The 21,091-nt window shown below is 46.7% G+C and carries 17 protein-coding genes and 7 tRNA genes; 18 read left to right on the top strand and 6 right to left on the bottom strand.

The features are described from left to right. Window positions 1-45 precede the first annotated feature (45 nt). Window positions 46-1,881 carry an ATP-dependent nuclease gene (locus GON22_RS03565; protein WP_160394738.1) on the top strand — a complete coding sequence of 612 codons (1,836 nt, stop codon included), beginning with the start codon at window positions 46-48 and terminating at the stop codon, window positions 1,879-1,881. Between the two features lie 219 nt (window positions 1,882-2,100). Here the strand turns inward: GON22_RS03565 and GON22_RS03560 are convergent, their stop codons facing one another. Further along, the gene (locus GON22_RS03560) at window positions 2,101-2,925 is read right to left on the bottom strand and encodes an NYN domain-containing protein (RefSeq protein ID WP_160394737.1); all 825 of its coding nucleotides are present in this window, start codon (window positions 2,923-2,925) and stop codon (window positions 2,101-2,103) included. 793 nt (window positions 2,926-3,718) lie between these two features. Between GON22_RS03560 and GON22_RS03555 the strand changes: the two genes are divergently transcribed. The 10 genes from GON22_RS03555 (at window position 3,719) to GON22_RS03510 (ending at window position 7,405) form a co-directional block, all read left to right on the top strand. Continuing rightward, window positions 3,719-4,222 (top strand): hypothetical protein, encoded by a 504-nt coding sequence (locus GON22_RS03555; RefSeq protein WP_160394736.1) that lies wholly within the window; start codon window positions 3,719-3,721, stop codon window positions 4,220-4,222. Between the two features lie 1,400 nt (window positions 4,223-5,622). Further along, window positions 5,623-5,808 carry a hypothetical protein gene (locus GON22_RS03550; protein WP_160394735.1) on the top strand — a complete coding sequence of 62 codons (186 nt, stop codon included), beginning with the start codon at window positions 5,623-5,625 and terminating at the stop codon, window positions 5,806-5,808. A 148-nt stretch (window positions 5,809-5,956) separates the two neighbouring features. Next, a tRNA-Glu gene (locus GON22_RS03545) sits at window positions 5,957-6,030 on the top strand. A 102-nt stretch (window positions 6,031-6,132) separates the two neighbouring features. Further along, window positions 6,133-6,209 (top strand) — tRNA-Pro (locus GON22_RS03540). An 8-nt stretch (window positions 6,210-6,217) separates the two neighbouring features. After that, window positions 6,218-6,293, top strand: a tRNA-His gene (locus GON22_RS03535). Window positions 6,294-6,301: 8 nt separating this feature from the next. Then, window positions 6,302-6,375: transfer RNA gene (locus GON22_RS03530), tRNA-Gln, on the top strand. A gap of 81 nt (window positions 6,376-6,456) precedes the next feature. After that, a tRNA-Asn gene (locus GON22_RS03525) sits at window positions 6,457-6,527 on the top strand. A 15-nt stretch (window positions 6,528-6,542) separates the two neighbouring features. After that, window positions 6,543-6,618 (top strand) — tRNA-Trp (locus GON22_RS03520). A 58-nt stretch (window positions 6,619-6,676) separates the two neighbouring features. Further along, window positions 6,677-6,763 (top strand) — tRNA-Leu (locus GON22_RS03515). 66 nt (window positions 6,764-6,829) lie between these two features. Continuing rightward, the gene (locus tag GON22_RS03510) at window positions 6,830-7,405 is read left to right on the top strand and encodes a ribonuclease H-like YkuK family protein (protein WP_160394734.1); all 576 of its coding nucleotides are present in this window, start codon (window positions 6,830-6,832) and stop codon (window positions 7,403-7,405) included. 104 nt (window positions 7,406-7,509) lie between these two features. On the opposite strand, the gene GON22_RS03505 is transcribed toward GON22_RS03510, so the two are convergent. Beyond that, a complete protein-coding gene (locus GON22_RS03505; protein WP_160394733.1) occupies window positions 7,510-8,970 on the bottom strand; it encodes a GMC oxidoreductase in 1,461 nt (486 codons plus the stop codon). Between the two features lie 188 nt (window positions 8,971-9,158). Between GON22_RS03505 and GON22_RS03500 the strand changes: the two genes are divergently transcribed. The 4 genes from GON22_RS03500 to GON22_RS03485 are packed head-to-tail and all read left to right on the top strand — an operon-like array spanning window position 9,159 to window position 13,232. After that, window positions 9,159-10,658, top strand: coding sequence for a spore germination protein (locus tag GON22_RS03500; protein ID WP_160394732.1), 1,500 nt, complete (start codon window positions 9,159-9,161; stop codon window positions 10,656-10,658). After that, entirely contained in the window at window positions 10,655-11,842 is a 1,188-nt protein-coding gene (locus GON22_RS03495; protein WP_160394731.1) for a Ger(x)C family spore germination protein, read from the top strand. Before GON22_RS03500 ends, GON22_RS03495 begins: the two co-directional genes overlap by 4 nt. Window positions 11,843-11,862: 20 nt before the next feature. Continuing rightward, on the top strand, window positions 11,863-12,090 hold the full coding sequence (locus GON22_RS03490; RefSeq protein ID WP_160394730.1) for a hypothetical protein: 228 nt from the start codon (window positions 11,863-11,865) through the stop codon (window positions 12,088-12,090). 20 nt (window positions 12,091-12,110) lie between these two features. Beyond that, window positions 12,111-13,232 carry a GerAB/ArcD/ProY family transporter gene (locus tag GON22_RS03485; protein WP_160394729.1) on the top strand — a complete coding sequence of 374 codons (1,122 nt, stop codon included), beginning with the start codon at window positions 12,111-12,113 and terminating at the stop codon, window positions 13,230-13,232. Between the two features lie 19 nt (window positions 13,233-13,251). On the opposite strand, the gene GON22_RS26390 is transcribed toward GON22_RS03485, so the two are convergent. Beyond that, window positions 13,252-13,383, bottom strand: coding sequence for a hypothetical protein (locus GON22_RS26390; RefSeq protein WP_272898765.1), 132 nt, complete (start codon window positions 13,381-13,383; stop codon window positions 13,252-13,254). A 230-nt stretch (window positions 13,384-13,613) separates the two neighbouring features. Here GON22_RS26390 and GON22_RS03480 point away from each other — a divergent pair, with 230 nt between their 5' ends. After that, window positions 13,614-14,228, top strand: coding sequence for a DUF5050 domain-containing protein (locus GON22_RS03480; RefSeq protein WP_160394728.1), 615 nt, complete (start codon window positions 13,614-13,616; stop codon window positions 14,226-14,228). Window positions 14,229-14,262: 34 nt separating this feature from the next. Continuing rightward, the gene (locus GON22_RS03475) at window positions 14,263-15,159 is read left to right on the top strand and encodes a hypothetical protein (protein WP_160394727.1); all 897 of its coding nucleotides are present in this window, start codon (window positions 14,263-14,265) and stop codon (window positions 15,157-15,159) included. Between the two features lie 68 nt (window positions 15,160-15,227). Here GON22_RS03475 and GON22_RS03470 read toward each other — a convergent pair whose 3' ends face one another. The 3 genes from GON22_RS03470 to GON22_RS03460 all read right to left on the bottom strand — a co-directional run bounded on the left by GON22_RS03470 (window position 15,228) and on the right by GON22_RS03460 (window position 20,100). Continuing rightward, window positions 15,228-16,130, bottom strand: a complete 903-nt coding sequence (locus GON22_RS03470; RefSeq protein WP_160394726.1) for a methyl-accepting chemotaxis protein — start codon at window positions 16,128-16,130, stop codon at window positions 15,228-15,230. Between the two features lie 211 nt (window positions 16,131-16,341). Continuing rightward, on the bottom strand, window positions 16,342-19,611 hold the full coding sequence (locus tag GON22_RS03465) for a carbohydrate binding domain-containing protein (protein ID WP_160394725.1): 3,270 nt from the start codon (window positions 19,609-19,611) through the stop codon (window positions 16,342-16,344). A 297-nt stretch (window positions 19,612-19,908) separates the two neighbouring features. Beyond that, the gene (locus GON22_RS03460; protein WP_160394724.1) at window positions 19,909-20,100 is read right to left on the bottom strand and encodes a hypothetical protein; all 192 of its coding nucleotides are present in this window, start codon (window positions 20,098-20,100) and stop codon (window positions 19,909-19,911) included. Between the two features lie 397 nt (window positions 20,101-20,497). Between GON22_RS03460 and GON22_RS03455 the strand changes: the two genes are divergently transcribed. Then, window positions 20,498-21,031, top strand: coding sequence for a histidine phosphatase family protein (locus GON22_RS03455; RefSeq protein WP_160394723.1), 534 nt, complete (start codon window positions 20,498-20,500; stop codon window positions 21,029-21,031). The last annotated feature ends 60 nt before the right edge of the window (window positions 21,032-21,091 follow it).

Raw genomic sequence — 21,091 nt, 5'->3', positions numbered from 1 at the left:
GTGGTATTTGTTGGTTGTTGTCTACTTAAAGGGGGGTAGTAAAAAATGAAGCTTTCAAAATTGACGATTCGTAATTTTAAAGGCATCAAGGAACTAGAAGTGAATCTCGAGAACATCAGCATCATTATAGGACCGAACAATTGTAGTAAAAGCACTGTCCTCCAGGCAATAAAACAATTCGGTAGTAAGGACAAGCGCCTAGATAACTCCAACTATTATAAGTATAATACTGACAATCCTGTATCGTTCCACGCCACTTTTACAGACATCACCCAGGAAGAAGCTGCGCTAAGGGGTATACGTGCTTCAATGCATGAAGAGACAGGTACATACATTGTACGAGCCATTTATCGATTTGGTGTAGATGTGGCTAGGTCGTCGAAAAAAACGGGGGATCCAATTCACGATCTGGGGGATGAAGGTTGGGATGGGCGACTTGGCGGAGGGAATAATAACTCTTTGTTCCTTAATGCATTTCCTGACGTACTGTATATCCCAGCTGTAAAGGACGCAAATGATGAAGTGAAAAACAGTTCGGATAATGTAAAAATGTTATCCACCTTGTATAAGGAAATCATTCAAAACATCAGTGAATATGATGAAGCTCTTGAGAAAACAAGGGAATTGCAGAGAAAAATCAATACCCATGAAAACGAGCAAATAAACTTCTTTCAACAAGAGGTGCAATCGTTTTTGAATGAAGTCACTTCTGCATCGGTTAATTTTCAAGTGAATTTTAAACCGTTGGATGATTTTATTAGTTCATCGATAAACGCTATATTTAATTACAATGGCATCGAGACAGATATTAATCTTCAAGGAAGCGGCGTTCAGCGCACATTTATCGTTTCCATGCTTAAGGGATATAAAAAATATAACAGTCGGTTTAACGAAGAAGAAATTGCTGCACGTAGACCCATCATATTGGCGATTGAAGAACCTGAATTATATCTTCACCCCCATATCGCCCGTGTTTTTAAAGACACGTTATACCAACTTGCAGATGATCCACTTTTCCAAGTCATTGCCACATCACATTCATCAAACTTCATTGATCTCTCCAAACCGAACCGAACGTTAATTCGTTTTGCTTTAAATGCAGAACAGGATGTATATCCTCACCAGGTATCCTCTGATGTATATGGTTTACCGACTGAAGAACAAGAACGATTCCAAGCTTTGCTCAAATTTAATCCACATATTAATGAGGTCTTCTTTGCTAAACGAGCTATTTTGGTTGAAGGTGATACAGAGGTTGTAGCATTTAAACATGTAGGAGAGATGCTGGTGCAAGCGGGCTTGCTTACAGCTGAAAACTATCACAGAACAACAGTAGTCAACTGTGCCGGCAAACCGACGATGTATGTTATTTTGAATGTGTTGAACAACTTTGGTATTCCTTATACTGTCGTCCACGACTGCGACTTAACAGAACTAGGGAAGGATAACGGAAGACGCAGCGTCTCTACATTGAAGCAAGCCATTACGATAAACTATAAGTTGGAGAGGCTCGCTGATGAACGAGGAAACCAAAAGTTTGTCATGCAGCATACTTTCGAAGCAGAAATGCCTGACACGTACGAAAAAGGAACATCGAAGTCGTACGCTGCTTATGAATACTTTAAAAATAAACAATTAGATGAGTTGCCGCTCAGATTGCTTAATATAATTAAAGCTGCTTATGGGATAGTGCTGGAGGTACCAATGCAACATCGTATCGAGGAGCTTATTCAGCTGTATTTAGCTGCAAAACCAGAATGGACGGAGCTTAAAGAGGCTAGCGCATCTTGGAGAACCCCAGTGGTGGATATTCAACGGGTGTGGGTTGAGAGCGCACTTCCGCAGGTTGCGGTAGATCAAGAACAATGCGAAGATATCTGATCTTAAATAATATGTAAGGGGAGTGTCGAATTATTCTTGGATTTTAATGTTTAAGTGATAAATGAGAAGACCCTTTACGTAGAACGCAAAGGGTCTTCGAAATGGTCGAAACATAAACAAAGCGAATTAAATAAAAGCGAATTAAATAAAAATCGAAACTAAATAAATCGGACTTAAAGTATCCAAATCTTAACATGATTATATTCAGTTGTCAAGGGACTATCTTGCTGAACCTACTGGCGTTCTGAACCTTGAACGAATATTAGCCTCATCGGCAGCAATTACGTAACCTTCCGCTGATCTTTCTGTAATTTTTTTGATGGTTAAATCTCGTTCAAGTTTTTCTATGATCGAACTTGATAAATTTCTTGAAATGAAATATGTATTCTGTAACCCATCGTTTAACCATTTACCGCCCAATAGCTTTGATTTATTTTTGGGTTCAGTGTACCAATCTTGAATGTACTTGATAGATTTATCAATCCAGTATTCAATTTCATTTTGTCCTTTGATTTCAAATATATCAATAAGGTCAGCATGTAGATGAGCGTAGCTAGTAATATCCTGATATTGTGAAGTGTTAGTTCCAATGTAATACAAATGAACCTTTTTGCCTTTAAAAATCATCCGACTCATTATTGGAATCATGTCACTGTCAGCTGTTACAAAAACATAGGTGTCGATTTCTTCTTTATAAACAGATTCGATTGCATCAATAGAAAGCTCTATATCAGATGCGTTTTTTCTATGATGTTCACCTAGTCCATTGCCGTACACTTGTTTTATTTGAACTCTTTTTGTATGTAGTTTCCTGAGATCTACTTTTAATTGCTCAAAGTCAGCATAGGCTTTAATGGTTCGTACCGTGTCCCTAGGGTAAATGTTCCATAGTAAATTAATTAGATCAGAATTACCGTCTGCAACATTTTCCCCGAAATCTCTTAGCCCATGATAGATGTTGTCGTAGTCAATAAATATAGCGACATTGGGTGTAGCATTTTTCCTTACTTGGTTTCTTAGATTGGAAACATAAAAATGATTCAATCACGGAACCTCCCTGTATATGTTTATCTACATCTTACCATAATTAGCTTTATGTGAAACCTGTAACTCTATTAACCTTATAATTGTGAGAATTCATCAGACTCGCAATTAATACATTCTTGTTTGTTCCACTGGCTGTTTAGTTTCCAACTTTATTTTTCACTTGCTAAATAAACAGTTTCCAACTTATTTATATAACGTACTCGTAGGTAACAATAGAACCGCCGGTCGCATCAACGACTGGCGGTTTCCAACTTTATTTTGCGCGAACAAGACTGCCGGGCGTTGCAGCACTTCATGGATATATCAAAAACCTATCTCGTCAAGTGATGAACAGTCTAGAACCAGTATATAGTTTGTGGAACTACCTAAATCAGTCCCGATGATAAATATCATCGGGACTGATTTTTTAGAATGGAATGTTCAAATGATGAGTCCTAACTGTTTAGTTTTAGTGGAACAAGTACAATGTTCGGTGGTAATAATGTTAAATCAAAGTCGTAGACTATACCCTATATTGCGATGGAATATATAGTGCACATATATTTGGGAAGAGGGGATTTCATTTTAAATGATAATAAACGCATTCGTGAGATTAAAGACAAGTTGATGATACGATGGGAAATTAGATTTATATAAGAATAACAGGGACTAAGCTTAAGGCACGTTATTGGGTTATTTGAGGACTCTAAGTCTCGATGATTATATTGGAATGAACGACGTACAAAATGAATAAATGGTTTACAGAAATATGAATGCTAGTATGTTATCAAAGTAATTAAAGGAGGAACTAATGGTTAAAATTAAATCCTATCCATTGCCGACCAGGAATAACATCCCCGATAAAGAGATTTTTGCTTATGGACAAGAACTACTTAATATTGAAGATCAACAGCAAAATTATCTTAGAAAAATATCGAGAGAAGTTATTGGTATAAAGAACCAGTATCTTTCGATAGAGCAACAAATGCTTAATTCGTTTGAGTTTGTTAATCCAATATTATCCAATATAAAAACTACTTCCGTTCGCTTCGCAACTATAATTAGGGAAGCTTCAAATCTATTTGAGATAATTTCAAGGGATTTATATACTAAATTGTTTGTTAAATCAACTGGAATAATAGATATACAAAATTTTCTATCTCCTGATACGTTTATTAATCTACGCGAAGGCATTTTATCTTCCCCCGCTTTGCAAGATGAATTTAATAATAGCAATATTCTGCAGCCATTTAAATTACTTGAAACTTGGGATAAAAATTCAGAGATAAAGCCCAATAATATACCAAAGTGGTGAAAGCATACAATAAACTTAAACATGACGTCTTAGGGATTCAACAATATGCAATTTTCGAGAATGCTTTATTGGCCTTATGAGCTATTCACCTAACTATAAGTGAGTATATGGTGAAGGGGTAGTTGATGGAATTCTACAGAGACCGATTTATATATCTATAACCTCTTCAAGCTTTGCTCAACAAATTGTACCTGTTTCAAAACTATTTATTAAAGAGACAGACATTAAGACTACGTCTACCTTGGGATATGGGTATGTTTGATTTGACTGATAGTTCACAAGACGAATTGAACAGATTCAGGCGTGCGGAGATAACATATTTGAATTAGGCGTTGCTAGGATGAAAGAGATTAGTTAAATGTATTGATACGATAAATGCTTTAATCGGTAAGTAGGAAGATATAGATTAAGCTTAAAAGAAGGATGAGCATAGCGCAAAATAACGCAATGTTTATCCTTTTCGGTATGCAGAATAATGCATATTTTTGGAGGACACTATTCGGTCGAAAACGAGCAAAAGCTCTAGGATTCCTGCATGCGGATCATTGGCCCTTATTTGAAATAAAGATCAAAGTTAGAACTGCCTAGCTCTTTAGCCCTAAAGTAAATTGATTATTTCAGCTTATTTAACATACAATATTGTGAATTTCTATACAACGGATACATGTGCGGAAGAGAGTAGGAGGACATCATAGCCAAGGATTTTGCCTGAATAAAAAGGGGAGAAATCCTATCCGAGCAAAGAGATATTTCTGTACTCTTCGTACGTAATAACTAGCAATACTAGATACGAATTTATCAAGAAAAATCGGGGTTCGGCCGCCTCAGAACGCGCAATCCTCTAATACGCCATTGAAACAATCTCAAAGTTGAAAATGGGTTGGAGATCAGTGGGGAAGAACAGCATCCTATCGAGAAGTAGTGAAGTGTTCATCCTGAATAAAAATGCAAATAGAGGATGCGGTGATCCGTATGCTGCCTTCGGCTGGTCACGAAAGTATCCAAAATAAAATTTGAAAAACGCTTGACAACTGGAAATACCTGCACTTATGATTAGTCACATCAAAACCAACGAACGAAGGAGGAGGGAAAACGATATGTGGCAAATTAACGGCAGCGAGCAGCATTTAAACAATCAGCCGCAAGGATGCGAGAATTATGAGCAGCCTTTATTTGAACATATCGCGATCCCGAACTCCCTGAATATGCGGTAGTTTATTGAGGTGCAATGTGCATCCTCACAAACACGCCAAGGGCTGTCTGGATCGTGGAACATGCGATCCGGCAGCCCTTTTTTGATGCATAAACAGCGAAAAATAAATTGAAAAAAAAGTATTGACAGTAAAAATTATACTGTGATACGATGCAAAACATGAACCGAACGAAGGGAGGAAACGACGATGGCAACACACGAGATTAAGTTATATCCCGAGCATAACGAGCAGCAGCAGTTACCCGAGATTAATCCGAATTGGTTCGGACAATGGCTCGAATTCATCCAACTACAAACGCATGCCTTTTACGCAGAGCTTCAGCGGAAATATAGGTTACGACGAGGGAATCACTTGCAGGTTTACTGCAACTGATCGGCTTTGTTCGTGAACTTAATATCGATCCGTGCGTAAAGGCTACTCTCAAGGTGGTCTTTCTTCATGCCCAGTGAAGAAAGGAACGTTGATGGTGCCTTTTTATTATGCTGAAAATGAGAACATATGTTCTTGATAATCATCTCATGGCGGCATGGTGAAGCGGATTAACACACTGCTCTTTCACAGCAGCATGCGCCAGTTCGAATCTGGCTGCCGTCATTATTTCCACAACAATAACAACATGGATGGGACGTTATCAAATAGTCTGTCGAACATTCGCCGGACAACAGATAGCGGTTCAAGGCCGCTCCTATCCGCCACCGGGGCATAGCTCAGCTTGGCAGAGCACGTATTTTGGGAATACGTGGCCGTAGGTTCGAATCCTGCTGCTCCGACCATCAATATGGAGATCGTGGTGAAATGGATAACACGCCGGGTTGTGATCCCGATACATGCCAGTTCGATTCTGGTCGATCTCCCCAATTATTATTGCCCCTTAGCCAAGCGGCAAGGCAACGGTCTTTGACACCGTGATCCCTGGTTCGAATCCAGGAGGGGCAGCCATGTTTTCAAACTGGTTTAACACACCGGCCTTTCAAGCCGGGATCTGCGGGTTCGAGCCCCGTCCACGTCACTATATTTTAAAGGGGTATAGCCAAGCGGTAAGGCAACCGACTGTTAATCGGTGAGCACAGGTTCGAATCCTGTTTCCCCTGTTCCACAAACCATTTAGGAGTCCATGTCCTCGGCTGGCGAGCCTGTCTCCAAAACAGGCTGTGATGGGTTCGATGCCCATGACTCCTGCCATTTCCTCTCATTCGATACGCGATATCGGAACAAGAGGCAAGATGGACGGATATGTTTTGCGCCCCTGGCGGAATTGGCAGACGCAGCGGACTTAAAATCCGTGGTCATCAGACGATTATGAGTTCGAGTCTCATGGGGCGCACCAAATTACATAAACTTTGCCGAGTTCGGCAGAAAGGACGAGAACCCGTTGAGGTACAGGTGATTATATATGAAGAGGAATCCGAAAATACCATTGATTCATAACATGAGTTTCATGAACACAGCTGAACGTAGAATAGAGATCGATACGGTCTTCTCTCGCATCGAGTCCTTCTTAAAGCAAGAGCCGCATGCAACTTACAATCTGATTATAGGCACGGATGGGCATGTACACCGGGGGTTTACCAAAATGATCACCGGGATCATTATCCGGCGTGAGAGTAAAGGGGCTTGGGCATGCTACCGCCAAGTGATCATCCCTCGGGAGATCACGTCTGTGCGCGATAAACTGTCCACGGAAACTAGCCTAAGCGAAGAAGTTGCGTGCTATTTTGATGAACAGAAGCGGGGCCAATTAGAAGATATTCTACTTCCTTATGTGTACCATGGAGCTGCTCTTGATCATTTTATCCATATCGATGCCGGTCGGGATAAGTCAGTTAGCAAAACGGCGCTATATGTGTCTGAAATGGTAGATCGAGTTGAATCGCTGGGTTGGCTTCCTGTCATCAAACCTGATTCCTTCGGGGCATCCTCCTATGCGGATCGGTTTTCGAAAAGCAGTAAAATCCCTTTCATTATTTAGACATAACCATGGGGAATATAGTAGTAGTTTGCATGCAGAGGGAGACCTGAGGATGAATGCCAGGCTGCCCTCTTTTTTGATGGAATTGTGGATTTAGCCATCCGTTAGGTACAATTCTGTCCTGCAATATAATCAGCCGTTCGAATAGCCAGCGCAATCGTCGACAGCGTTGGATTGGCTCCGCCTGTACTTGGAAGCACGCTATTGTCTGCGACAAATAATCCGGGTACGTGATGAATTTGCCCGTACGGATTCGTTGCCGAGGTGTAGGGATCGGTGCCCATCCGGCATGTTCCTGATTCATGGCTGTCTGCACCGGGAGGCAGCATGCATATGCCAGGAGGTTGAATATCACTTCCCCAAGCAGCGGCTGCATGGAGCAGCGTTTGTGACATTTGAGCCACTACAGCCCAATCCCTGTCACTATAGGCGAAGTCGACTTTTATGATTGGAACGCCGTACTCATCCCTCTTATAGGGATCAAGCGTTACACGGTTCACATACCGCGGTTCAACTGTCCCAAAAGCGTTCAATTCGATTTTCTTCTCAGCTGGCAAGCCCGAGGGATAAATTTGAATTTGATAGGGGTGACCCTCCGTCTGGGGAATAATTAGTGCGTAAGGGAAGGCTGCGAAACTGATTTCTCGCGCGAATCCGTCAGGCCTCATCTGCACGGTGGCTTTCAAATAAGAATGGTTCCACAAAAAATGGCCGATGCTAGGGCCCGGAATTGCTGAATGCAGAAGCAGCCTCGGGGTTTGCAACGTGCCGGTTGCTAGAATAATATTTTTGGCCTTTAATCGATAGATACGCTTGTCCGGTTTCGCCACTTCAACGCCGCATGCTCTGCCGCCGCAAGTGAGAATTCGGGTTGCCCTCGCCTGTACGGCCAGGTCATAGGGATGCGAGTTCAAGCCTTCGGCTAGAAATTGGACAGAGCTGAAATAAACGTTGGAATTGATGGAACCATTATAATTGAGCGGTTCAAAATCAAGTGCCCTAGGTGCATATTTGGCCTGTGGAAAGCCATTAACTTGCAGCCGGTTCAACAGCGCTTCCCACATCGGGTATTGGAAAGAGAAGTAGTCCCGGACGTTCATAAACCGCTCTGCAACCCCATAGTAATAATTCAGCTCGTTCATCGGTACAGGCCAATCGGCCAGAGCGCCAGCATACGGCCGAGGCGCGATAGCGGTCCAGAACAGCGTTCTCCCGCCCAGTGCAATCACTTGCATTGCGCCTGAGAAGTCTGGAGCGCTGCCTGCAACCGGCTGCTTGATCGCTCGCAAATAGCTCGAAAAGCGGAATTCATCAGACAACGTGCTAATATTGCGGGCATGTGTGCTCAACAAAGTGTCACCGGCTTCAATTAAGCCGATTCGTTTATCGGCACCCCATCGCTGGCACAGGCGCCATAAAGCCGCTCCGCCCCCCGCACCTGAACCCACAATGAGAACGTCGTATTCGCGTTGCTCCATCTCGTCAAGCGAAGTTATTGGTATCCAGTTCGATTGAATCGGTTGTGCAACTTCAGGACATGCAGAGATGAATTGGCTGGCATTCATATGCTCCTCAATCCTTCCAGTGTAGCAATCCTCGGTTTCGAGATATATATTCCACAGCGCGGGCTGCTATGATTTATTTCTCTAGCTTTTTTCACGTTTATCCTCCCCTTAACCAACCGTTTAAAAGCCCAACGTGAAGTTCATACTGGTGCTATGTATGTCATTAACCAGCTAAAGTAGGTAGCCGCATGCCTGAATCCGACACCAAGCAGATACAAGCGAGCCTTGAAGAAAATGTACGAATCATGCGTGAACAGTTAGGCAACAGCTCGGACATTATTTTTAAGCCATTTGCCATTGACGTAGGCGGAGCAGGCGTGAACGCTGTCGTGATCTACACGGCGGGGCTCGCAGATAGCCGGTCCGTTCAAGAGTTAATAGCAGACATTCTCATAATTGATATGCGGAATCTCGACGCAACGAGAAATTTGATCGGCAGCAAACTGGCGGGCGGCAGCCAGCAATGCGAGGATTTCGAAACGATATTTAACCGGCTAATGTCCGGTTATATCATCCTTTTGATTGATGGAAGCAGGGAAGCCTACTCCATTGAGATGAGCAGTTTCAAAGACCGCGGGGTGCCTGAGGCAACGGGCGAGACGGTTATCCGTGGACCGAAAGAAGGGTTCTCGGAATCGATTCGTACCAATACAGCGCTCATCCGGCGCAAGATCAAGAACAAGCAGCTCTGGATGGAGACGAGGCAGATCGGCCAGGTAACGCAGACCGATGTGTCGATCATGTACATCAAGGGCATCGCCAACGAAAAAGTGGTTGCGGAGGTTCGCGAGCGGCTCGATCGCATCGACATCGATGGCATCCTTGAGAGCGGATATATTGAGGAACTCATTCAGGACGAGACGTACTCGCCGTTCCCGACAATTTATAATTCGGAGCGTCCGGATGTTATTGCAGCCGAGCTGCTTGAAGGCAAGGTAGCCATATTGGTCGACGGGACGCCGCATGTACTGGTTGTGCCGGCGCTGTTTATTTCTTTTATGCACTCGGCGGAAGATTATTACCAACGGTCTGATATTAGCAGCTTGCTGCGCATTCTCCGCTTTGGCGGCATTTTAATCGCATTGTTAGTGCCAGCTCTCTATATAGCGATAACTACGTATCATCATGAAATGATTCCGCCGCAGCTTCTGATTAGCTTGGCAGCCCAGCGCGAAGGCATTCCGTTCCCTGCATTTATCGAAGCGCTAATGATGGAGGTCATATTCGAAATTCTTCGTGAAGCGGGCATTCGCATGCCGAAGGCAATTGGGCAAGCGGTCTCGATTGTAGGAACGCTTGTCATCGGGCAGGCAGCTGTAGATGCAGGAATTGTATCGGCCGCGATGGTCATCGTGGTGTCCATTACGGCCATATCTAGCTTCGTAGTGCCGGCGATGAATATGTCGATTTCGATTCGGATGCTTCGTTTTCCGCTGATGGGGCTTGCCGCTTCGTTCGGGCTATTCGGCATTATTGTCGGGCTTATTGCGTTAATGCTTCATCTGTGCAGCCTGCGGTCATTCGGCATTCCATATATGAGCCCGTTCGGGCCATTTAATCTTGCTGACCAGAAGGATACGCTGTTCCGGCTGCCCCAATGGGCCATGCGAACCCGCCCTCGATTAATTAATCAGATTAATGTTGTGCGTGGACGGAATCAATCCGAAAGGAAACGCGGGCGGGGATGATGCGCAAGTTGGTTATGGGATGTCTAGTTGTTGCGATGATGTTCGTCTCTGGATGCTGGAATCGCCGGGAGATGAACGATCTTGCCATCGCTGTTGCATATGGAATCGATAAAGCGGGAGATCATTACCGGTTAACGGTCCAGGTCGTTGACCCGGGCGAAGTAGCATCCCAGAAGGGCAGCAGCGACCGTACACCGGTAACGACGTACCAAGCGACAGGTGAAACGATATTCGAGGCGTTGCGCAGGCTGACGAAAGTATCTCCCCGCAAAATCTATAACTCCCATCTTCGGATGCTGGTCATCAGTGAAAAAGTAGCAGTTGACGGAATAGGCAATGTACTTGATTTCGTATCCCGCAATCACGAGCATCGGGCAGATTTCTACGTTGTCATCGCCAAGGATACGACCGCAGCCAACACGCTCAAAATATTAACGCATCTGGAATCGATCCCTGCCAATCAGATGTTTTCATCGCTGGAGGCGTCCGAACGGTCATGGGCGCCAACGTCGGCTATTACATTGGATGAGTTGATCGATGATATCGTAAGCTCGGGCAAGCAGCCGGCTGTGACCGGTTTGCGAATCAAGGGCTCGCAGACAGCTGGGGAAAGCAAGGAGAATGTGAACGAAATTGCTTCTTCCACACAATTGATATATAACGGATTGGCCGTATTTAAGAAAGATAAGCTGCTTGGCTGGCTGAACGAAGAGGAGAGCAAGGCGTACAATTATATTCAAGACAATGTGGATAGTACGGTTGGCGTCGTATATTGCCCTAATGGCGGCAATGCGGCGTTGGAAGTAATGCGCTCAGATACGAAAGTAAAAGGAAAGCTTGAGGATGGAAAGCCTTTTATTGACATATCCGTCCGCATGCGGGCCAATGTCGGCGAAGTGAGGTGTTCGATTGACTTGAGCAAGGAAGCTTCGATCAAGCAGCTGGAGCAGAACGGGAATCGGAAAGTGCAGCGATTTATCGAGCAGGCCATCGCGACGGTTCAGAACAAATATAAAGTCGACATATTCGGCTTCGGCGAAGTGATGCATCGCGAGCAACCGAAGTATTGGAAGGCCGTGCGGGACGATTGGGATGCGCAATTCCAGAAACTCGCGTATCGGGTGAACGTCGATATCAGGATCCGGTATTTGGGTACACAGAGCAACTCATTCCGGAAGAAATGAATAAGAAGGAGTGACGGCCGATGTGGTCTATTGCTGGAGCTATTATCGGGATAGCTGCCATCGTGCTGGCGGAGTTCCCTACGCTGAGGCTGGGGAATATGGCCAGAGAGCGATGGTGGTTCGCGATCTTGCTTGCAGTTGGGGGAGGGCTTTACATTGTGCTGAGCTTGGAAGTGAGGCTTCCAAGCTCAGCAGGCTGGATTATTAAGGCCTATAAACCGCTCGGGGATGCCCTATTCGGATCTTAAGGGAGGAGGCGAAATCATAGATGCTGGAGAAAGGCAAGATCGGGGCGCGCCAATTAACGATACTCGTTATTTTCGTAACGATAGGCGATTCGATATTAGCGCTGCCTGCCACTGCGGCGATCCAAGGGAAGCAGGATGCATGGCTATCGGGCGTGATCGGCTTGGCGATTGGCCTTCCGATCGTCTATTTGATAGCGGCCGTTGGCAAGCTGTATCCCGGCATGACCGTTTTCCTGTCGAGCCGCAAAATTTTGGGCAAATGGCTTGGCGTGGCTGTATCGCTATTGTTTGCCGTCCATCTCTTTCTTAATGCCTCGATCTTCCTTAGGGAAATCGGCGATTTCATGACGATGCATATGATGCCAGAGACGCCAATCCAATCCATTCATCTGTTGTTTCTGTGCATTATCGTGATGGGAGCCAAGCTAGGGCTTGAAGTCATTGCGCGAACGGGAGAGCTATTATTCCCGTTTTTTGTAGTTCTGTTCTTGTTCTTTATCGTCGCGCTGGCTCCACAAGCAGATCTCGTTAATGTCCAACCGTTCCTCGAGGATGGCATCCGCCCGTTGCTCCGCGGAACGATGGCTGCGATTGCATATCCTTATGTAGAACTCGTCATCCTGTTAATGGTCATTCCATATGTCAGCCAAGCCGAACGTATTGGGAAGAGCATGCTGCTGGGCGGATTATTGGGCGGATTTGCAATCGCGTTGGTTCTGGCGCTGTCTATTCTTGTGCTTGGGGCTGGCGATACAGCCCGGCATTTGTACCCCAGTTATGCGTTAGCGCAAGAGATCAACATTGGGAACTTTCTGGAACGCGTGGAGGCCGTCATGGCCATCCTCTGGTTTTTCTCTATTTATTTCAAGCTGACGCTGTACTTCTATGGCCTTTCATTAGGGCTTGCGCAGCTGGCAGGGTTGAAGGAATACCGTGTTCTGATGCTCCCGATTGGCCTGCTTTTGCTGGTAAGCTCGATTACGGTGTCTCCTAACATCACCTACTTCAATCAATTGGCGACGTACTGGTCGCTGTACGATCTTACCTATGTGATCGGCTTTCTGCTGCTGCTGCTTGCCGTTCATGCGATTCGGGGGAAGCATAAGGGAGATCAGAATGAGGAGATAAAGCCACAGGCTTAGAGTAACGGCATCATTAGCGTTAGCCTGCCGGAAATTGTTTTCGGACGGGTTTTTTCCAATGGGCGGGGCCTGTCCGCTGAAGCGCAGCAGCTTGCCATTGCGCTTGTGTTTTTGCTGTCTCCGGCTTAATATAAATGGTGTGTTTTGCCATATTATAACATCCACATATACACATCATTCAGGGGGTTCGCAATGAAAAAAAGATCATGGCCTTCAGATTCGCCGCCATTGTGGATGAGTGCTACGGAAAACCCAACGGCATTTTCGTTTTGGACTGTTACTTATTTTTATTATTATTAGCATCGTTTTCGTGAAAATTTGTTTTCTTTCAACTGAGAAGTTATAGTGTTAGACTGATCCTATTCAGGAGTCAGCGAATAAATGATATCGATTACAATTTGCGCGCAAAAAGAGTTTAAAGGTCCTGACCGTGCCAGATCCTTATTCCGCGTAGGGCTGGACGGCAAGGGATTGAAACGATTAGCAAGAGACTATATTGGGGGGATTTATTATCAGCGGAATAGTCTTCTTGCAGGACAGCTTCATTATGATGATTTTAATAAAGGGATAGCTGATCCGTTTTGTATCATCAACGATGTCATTTATTTTATTAGCGAGAAAGGCATTGCCCGTATAGATATCGACGGCAGCCATAAACAGGTAATATCAAATAATAAGTATGGAACAGCAATATTAGAGGGAGATTTCATCTATTATTCCGAGTGGTGGCAGGAGCCTAATCAGAAAAATGCCTATTCGGCCACGGGACCGACTTATCGCGTGAAATTAACAGGCGGCAAGCCGCAGAAGCTAACGGCAGGTTATAGCGGCATTGTGCTGGCCGACCAAGGGTGGGTGTATATCCTCACATCGGGTACACCAAGTTCTTTGGTCCGATTCAAAGCAACCGATCCATCTAAGAAAGAAATAGTCATCCAAGGAAAGCAGACAGACAGGCGCGTCATGCTGAATGGCACAAAAAATACAGCCATTTAATGAATAACAAAACATAGAAAAGGCGGTAACACCAATGCAATCCAAAATTATTCTTACTAGCGATCAGCTTCAAGTGGAAATTGAGCAATGCGGGCAGCCCGGGCAATATGCAGGCGCAAGATTCGATTGGGCGGGATTTGTGAAACAAGTCAAACTGACGGAAAGCGGGCATACCTTTTGTACACTGGTGAGTTTGGCGCCAGGAGAGGAAACTGACGGCGGCGGGTTATGCAATGAGTTTGGCATCGAAGGCCCGAACGGGTACGAGGAGGCAGCTCCGGGAGAGCCGTTTCTAAAAATCGGCGTCGGCGCGCTGACACGGCTTAGTGAAGCCGATTACGATTTTGCGGAAGCTTATCCGATTGCGCTTAGCCCGGTGGAGACGGAGCAAGGCGACAATTATATTCGGTATCGTTCGGTGTCAACGGCGGTGAACGGATATGCCTACACGTATGAGAAGACATTAACCGTAGCGGGCCCAGAGCTAACGATTGCTTACCAGTTGGCGAATAACGGGACGAAGCGCATTGCCACGACGGAGTACGTCCATAATTTTGTCGCGATTAACGATAAGCCAATCGGGCCGGGTTATGTGCTTCGGCTGCCGTTAGCGTTCGAAAGCCGCGAAGGGTACGAGCCTGCCGAGGAGCTGGTGAAGCCGCTGCGGATTGAAGGCGACAGCATAAGATGGGAGCCGGTGACGGAAGTATTTTATGCGCAGTATCGTGCGGCGGCGGGACAGGTTCCTTTTTACTGGGAGCTAAAAGACGAGCAGAGTGGAGCGGGATTGCGGGAGAGCGGCAGCGAACCGGTTGCGTATTACGCATTGTGGGGGACGAGCCATGTCGTATCTCCTGAGGCATTCGTCCAGATTGATCTAGCGCCGGGAGAGACGAAATCTTGGTCGCGGACGTATACTTTTTCTGGCTAATGAACGGAACGCATAGCATGAATTGAAAAAATAAGGAGCCGGCTCGATGTGAGCGGCTCCTTGTTGCGTTAAAGCATCTGGCCAAGCACCTTCGCCTGCGCATCTAGCTTGCCAGCAGCTTCGCTGATGCCGCCGAATTCACCGACAGCTTGTTGAATTTGAAGCTGGCTATCGATGATCGCTTGCTGCGAAGTTTTCGTTCCCGCATTGACGCGGTCGACCTGCCCGGCTATGTTCTGCACAGTTTTCTGAATTTCTTGTGCGGCTTCTTGCACATTCTTCGCGAGGCTGCGAACTTCCGTAGCGACGACGTTGAAGCCGCGGCCGTACTCGCCTGCGTGTGCTGCCTCAATGGCAGCATTCAAAGCCAAGAGGTTCGTCTGTGACGCGAATTCTTGAATCGTCTGGACGACCCGTTTAATCGCGACGCTCTGCTGCTCCAGGTCATGAAGGGAAGCCAAATTATTTTCGTTATCTGCCATAACGCGTTCGAAGGCTGCAGCGACTTGTTGATTCCGTTTGATGCCTTCTTCGGTGCGAAGGTGAAGGTCCGCGGCCATCTGCTGCAGCTCAGCTGTTACTTGCGTGGTTGCTAACTCACGAGCCGTAATGTCGGTTGCGATTTTGAGAACAGCAACGACCTGATCGGCAGCATCGCGGATGGGCATATAGGTAGCTTCGAGCCACAACGTCTCGCCGCTTTTCGTGACACGAACGATTTTTTCCTGAAATTTGGTGCCATTTTTTAAACTCGCCCATAGCTTCGCGTATTCCGGGCTATTGGCGAATTCAGGCAAGCAAAACTTGCGATGATGAATGCCAGGCAATTCGGTAATTTGGTAACCCATCGCCTTGGCAAAATTGTCATTCGCCCATAGGACGGTGCCTTGCAGGTCAAACTCGATCATGGCAAGCGACTGCTCTAATGCAGCCAGTACGGCGCGTTCCTCTAGCACTTGATTCGTTTGCATATCGTTATGTTGCTCCTCGTTACAATATATTGTTATGTATTACTAACCTCTACGGGGATGACTGCAATTAAGTTGCATACAGTTATCGAGAAGTATACAACGAATGGATAAGGTTTAATAGAAAGAAATTCGACACTTCACTATAAAAAAACATGCCCATGGGATCTAAATCCCATGGGCATGCCTTGTTAATGCCATTCCTATTATGAGCTTACGATTTCAGGTAAGGGCCGTCTTCGCCGATCTTGCCTGGGGCAGCATTGCCTGGCAGGTCAAGAACGTAGATGCGCATGTTTGCTTTACCGGAAACGGAAGCCGTCAGCGTGCCGTTCGATACGACTTTCACGTCACCCGTAATGGCATCTTTGTACGTGCCGTTAGGAATGCCGGAGAACGTCGCGGAACCGCTGATCGTAACCAGTGCGAAGCTGTCTACGCCAGTTGCTGCATCCGTGTAGCGGCGTTTGTAAGCGATGTTGCCGCTGATGCCTTCGGTTGAATATTGGCCTTTTTGCAGCGCAGGGATTTTACGGCGAATTTGGTTCAAACGCTGCACGTGTTTAACGAGCGGGTAGTTCAGCGTTTGGGCAACCGTACCCGTTGCCGAAGCTGTCTTGCCGAAGTCGCTAGCTACGACTGTGCCTTCCAGCTTGTCGCCGAAGTAAGCGCGGCGAGTTGTAGCGAGCGGGCAAGTAGGGCCGCAATCGATTTGTTTGCCTGCTTGGAACTCGATTTCGGATCCCATGTACAGTGTAGGGATACCGCGGAACGTCCACATGAGGCTCATGTTTTCTGCCCAAGCGTCCGTACCGCCAGCATAAGTCGTTGAAGATTTGTTCGGCCCGAAGTCATGGCTGTCGACGTAAACCATGTTGTACGTCGCATCATTCGTCGAGTCGTCGGAATCTTTGCCGTTGTAGAAGGCATTGCCCGCGTCGCTGAAGTTCATATGCATGCGCATATCGATAATGTTCATGCCAGAGAATTGGCTATGGTCTGGCGCATGATACGTGTTGCCGTTCAAGAACGCGTTCGTGGACGTTGGCTGGTTATTGGTGCCCATCGTATTCTCGTAGTTGAATTGGTCGAGTGCTGCTTGCACGTCGTTTTGCGTGTATTCTTTTCTTTCTTTCCAAGTAAAGAACTGTGCGGAGTGGTTAACCGATCCGCGGTTCCACTTGTCATTGACGAATGCGCCAACTTCACCAACCATGTAGAAGTTTTTGCCTTTATCGCCGAATTTCTCGACTGCATGCTGTTGTGCAGCTGGGAGGAAGCGGCGATTCCACGTTACGCGAGGAACGTGCACCGCGGTATCGATCCGGAAACCGTCCACGCCCATATCGATCAGTTTGTTGTAAGCGCCGATGAGGTAATCTTGCACCGGCTTGCTCTCGGTGTTGAAGTCAGCCAGATCTTCGTGCAGCCAGCAGCTGCGCGCATCTTCGCCTTCCCAGTTGCCGATCCAGCATTGGTGATAGTATTGCGCTGGGAACATGCCGGATGTCGCACTAGGCCATTGGCAGTTGTAGATCCGGTATCCTTCTTTGCTGTAGAAGTTAGTTGGCGTTCCCCAGTTTTGGCACGTGTTTCCGGCAGGTTCAGCTGTCGACCAAAGATCGCCGTTGTACGCTTTGCCTGACACCGTATTCGGCGTTAAGCCATCGTATTCCAAGCCAGGAACTTTCTCGTCATACATCCAGCTCCACTGCGCATCGCGAATACCGAATACGGTCGGCGTGAAGAGGCCTTTTGCTCCCCAACGGCTGGAGTGGTTGTAGACAACGTCCTGAATAATTTTAATGCCTTTGTTATGGGCAGCGTTAATGAGATCTTGGTAAGAAGCCCCCGTGGATTCCAACCTTGGGTCGATTTTGTAGAAGTCGTAGCCATGGTAGCCATGGAAGTCATAATCCGAACGGTTCAGCACGACTGGCGTGATCCAGATCGCGGAGAAGCCGAGCGCTTTAATATAATCGAGCTTATCCATGAGCCCTTTGAAGTCGCCGCGGAACATTGGATCGTTGTTCGCAGCGTTGCCACTGGAGACGTTGAATTGTCCACCGCGGTTATTCGAGGAATCGCCGTCATAGAAGCGGGCCGTCATAACAAAATAGATCGAATCTTCGCGCGTATCCGTACCGATTGGCGTACCGCCCGGAGTCGGTTGAGGCGCATTGCCTGTCGTTGCCGATACAGAAGTGCTGCTCGCAGACTTGTTGGAAGGCGTTGCGAGGTCAAAGGCTTTGATCGTGTACGAATAAGCCGTTGTCGCATCCAATCCCGAGTTCGTCAAGCTGTTCGTCGTCGTCGTGAACACTTGCGTGCCTTGCGTACCGCCTGTACGCGTCACTTCATAACCACCAACGCCTGTACCGCCTACGTTATCCGTAGATGCAGTCCAAGTTACCGTGATTTGCAGCCCATTAGCTGTTGCCAGAGGGTTGGCAGGCACAGATGGAGCCGTCGTATCCGGTGCAACCGGCGTACAAGGGCTTACTGCGCCATTGACAACTACGCCGTCTTTTACAGTTACGATGCCTGATCCCAGCGTGTAGTCCGAGCCGCCATTGTTGTCCCAAGTGGAACCATTGTTGAATGCGGCTTTCATGCCCGTAGCGGACCCGAGGTTAACGGTTCTGAGCGTCCAGTCTGTGCACGCCACTTCGTTCATGGCAACGCCTGGAACAGTCGTCCAAGTACCGCCTGTAGGCATGTAGTGGATGTTAACCGAACTCCAGCCTTTAGTTTTCTTGTAGTAGTAAACGCTAGCTGTATTGCCAGCTGACGTTGTTGCTGCCAGAGCAGCCGATTGTGCGGAAACATTGCCGGCTACGTCTTTGGCAGTTACGGTATAGCTGTAAGCCGTCGAAGCGGCTAAGCCAGTATCCGTGTAGGAGGTAGTAGCAGCAGCCTGGTCAGCTTTCACCAGTGTGCCGTTGCGGTAGATGCTGTAGCTTGCCATGCCGCTTCCGCCTGCGTTATCAGTCGAAGCGGTCCAAGAGATGGAGACGGAGGAAGCCGTTACTGCCGTAACTTGCAGCCCAGCCGGTACGCTAGGCGCGACCGTTTCAGCTGGTGCGCAAGGGCTGCCAGCATTTGCGATAATTTGGCCGTTTTTCACTTGGTGAATGCCAGCCGTGAACGTGTAGTTTTGGCCGGATTGGTTGTTGTAGTTATCCCATGCGCCCGATCCGTTCGTGAATACGGCTTGGAAGCTTGCTGCCGTGCCGAAGTCGATCGTCTTGGTCGTCCAGTTCGTACAGCCTGCATCCATCGCTGTGCCAGGAACGGTCGTCCAAGAGCCGCTGCCGTTATGATGGATATAGTTGTTCGTCCAGTTTTTGTAAGGCGTGTAGTAGTAGAGGGTTGCTGTGTTCGATGCGGCGTTAGCCGTTGTTGGATTAGAGATCAAAAGATCGGTGAAAAGGGTAACGCCGAGAATGAAGCACATGGTGCCGATTAACCACTTTCGTAACATGTAGATTTTCCTCCTCCTTTGATTGAAAACAGTGCAAACGTTTTCACCTTGAAGCAAGCTAAAAGGAATCGAAACAAGATGTTTGATTCAACGCTTCTAGGTTTTCAGCCTCATATTGACCTGATATCACCTCGCAGTTCCTGTTGTTTCTATACAGTTTAATCGTTTCCTCCAGTCCAACGTTTGCAGTCACTTTCTCCCGAAGGAGTTATGCACTTTTTGTGCAAACGTTTCCATTCCCCGTCAATAGAATACATCGATTTCTATTAAAAGTAAATCATGCTTTTTGAATTTGGTTCAAATGGCATCCCCCGCCATTAGGTTAGGCACTAGCCACATATTCCAATGCCGTGGACGGCAATGCTTCCGCTTATTATGAAGGTTTGCAGCAGCTCCTACAGTAATCATCCGTCCAGAACAATGTTGCAGCGGCAGCGCACCGCGGACCGACCTTCGGTAATCATGCCATTGCAATTTGTACAATGACACAGGGAATCGCTCCCTTCTTAGTAGCTCTCGTTGTAATCTGTGCAATGGGAAATCGCCGCTGAAGCCCAAATGGGCGGTCAGCGCATGTAATTAGCTTCTCGCATTGTACAAAATACAATGGGAGCGGGTTAAGCGAGGCGGGAAGTGCTTTTTCATTGTACAAACTGCAATGGCATAGCGAATTAACGGCCTAAGCAGCAGTCCCATAACAGCTTCGATGTGGGGGCGATTTGGTGGCTGTGCCGAGTGCGCTCTTTCGGTTTGCTGAGACATTCCCTTCCTATTTTATGTTAATATATGGAATGTATATGTGAGATTTTAAGCCGCTCAATAAACGATAGATGGATAGAATTCAACAGGTTGTATTTATGCAAAAAAAGTATAAAGGAGAGTTGGCATGATTTATGTGGTGAGGCATGGACAGACGGATTTGAACAAGGATGGAATATTGCAAGGCAGGCTCGGCATGCCGCTGAATAACTATGGGATTGGGCAGGCGGAGCGGTTGCGAGAGAGCCTCAAGGCGATTCCATTTGATTATATATTTTCATCTCCGCAAGAGAGAGCGATCCAAACAGCAGAAATTGCGACAGGCATGAAAGCGATCGTAGATCCAAGGCTCGACGTATTTGACCTAGGCGAAGCTGATCGGCTTCATCGTTCTGAAGTGAAAATGGCGGGGATCGTTCCCGACGCTACGGTGTATAAAGGCGTGGAACAAGTTCCTCTGTTCATCGCGAGAGTGTTTGCATTTATGAAAGAGCTCGAAGGCCAGTATGGCTTGAGTAAGGCTAACATTTTAATATCGGGACATCGTTGTACAACAGGTTGCATGGGTGCTTATTTCCAAGGCATGCCGGAGGATGGAAACCTATTAAGGCACTCATCCGATAATGGGCAATACAAAACCTATGAATGGAGGAATGCGTAAACGAGGCCGATAGCGAGTTGTTCTACAATTATTTTGCGAATGAAATGAGCTACTGGGAGG

The sequence above is a fragment of the Paenibacillus sp. MMS18-CY102 genome (assembly GCF_009789195.1).
Classification (GTDB): Bacteria; Bacillota; Bacilli; order Paenibacillales; family Paenibacillaceae; genus Paenibacillus_T.
The sequence above is the reverse complement of the archived record's forward strand: the minus strand, read 5'-3'. Positions and strand labels throughout refer to the sequence as shown.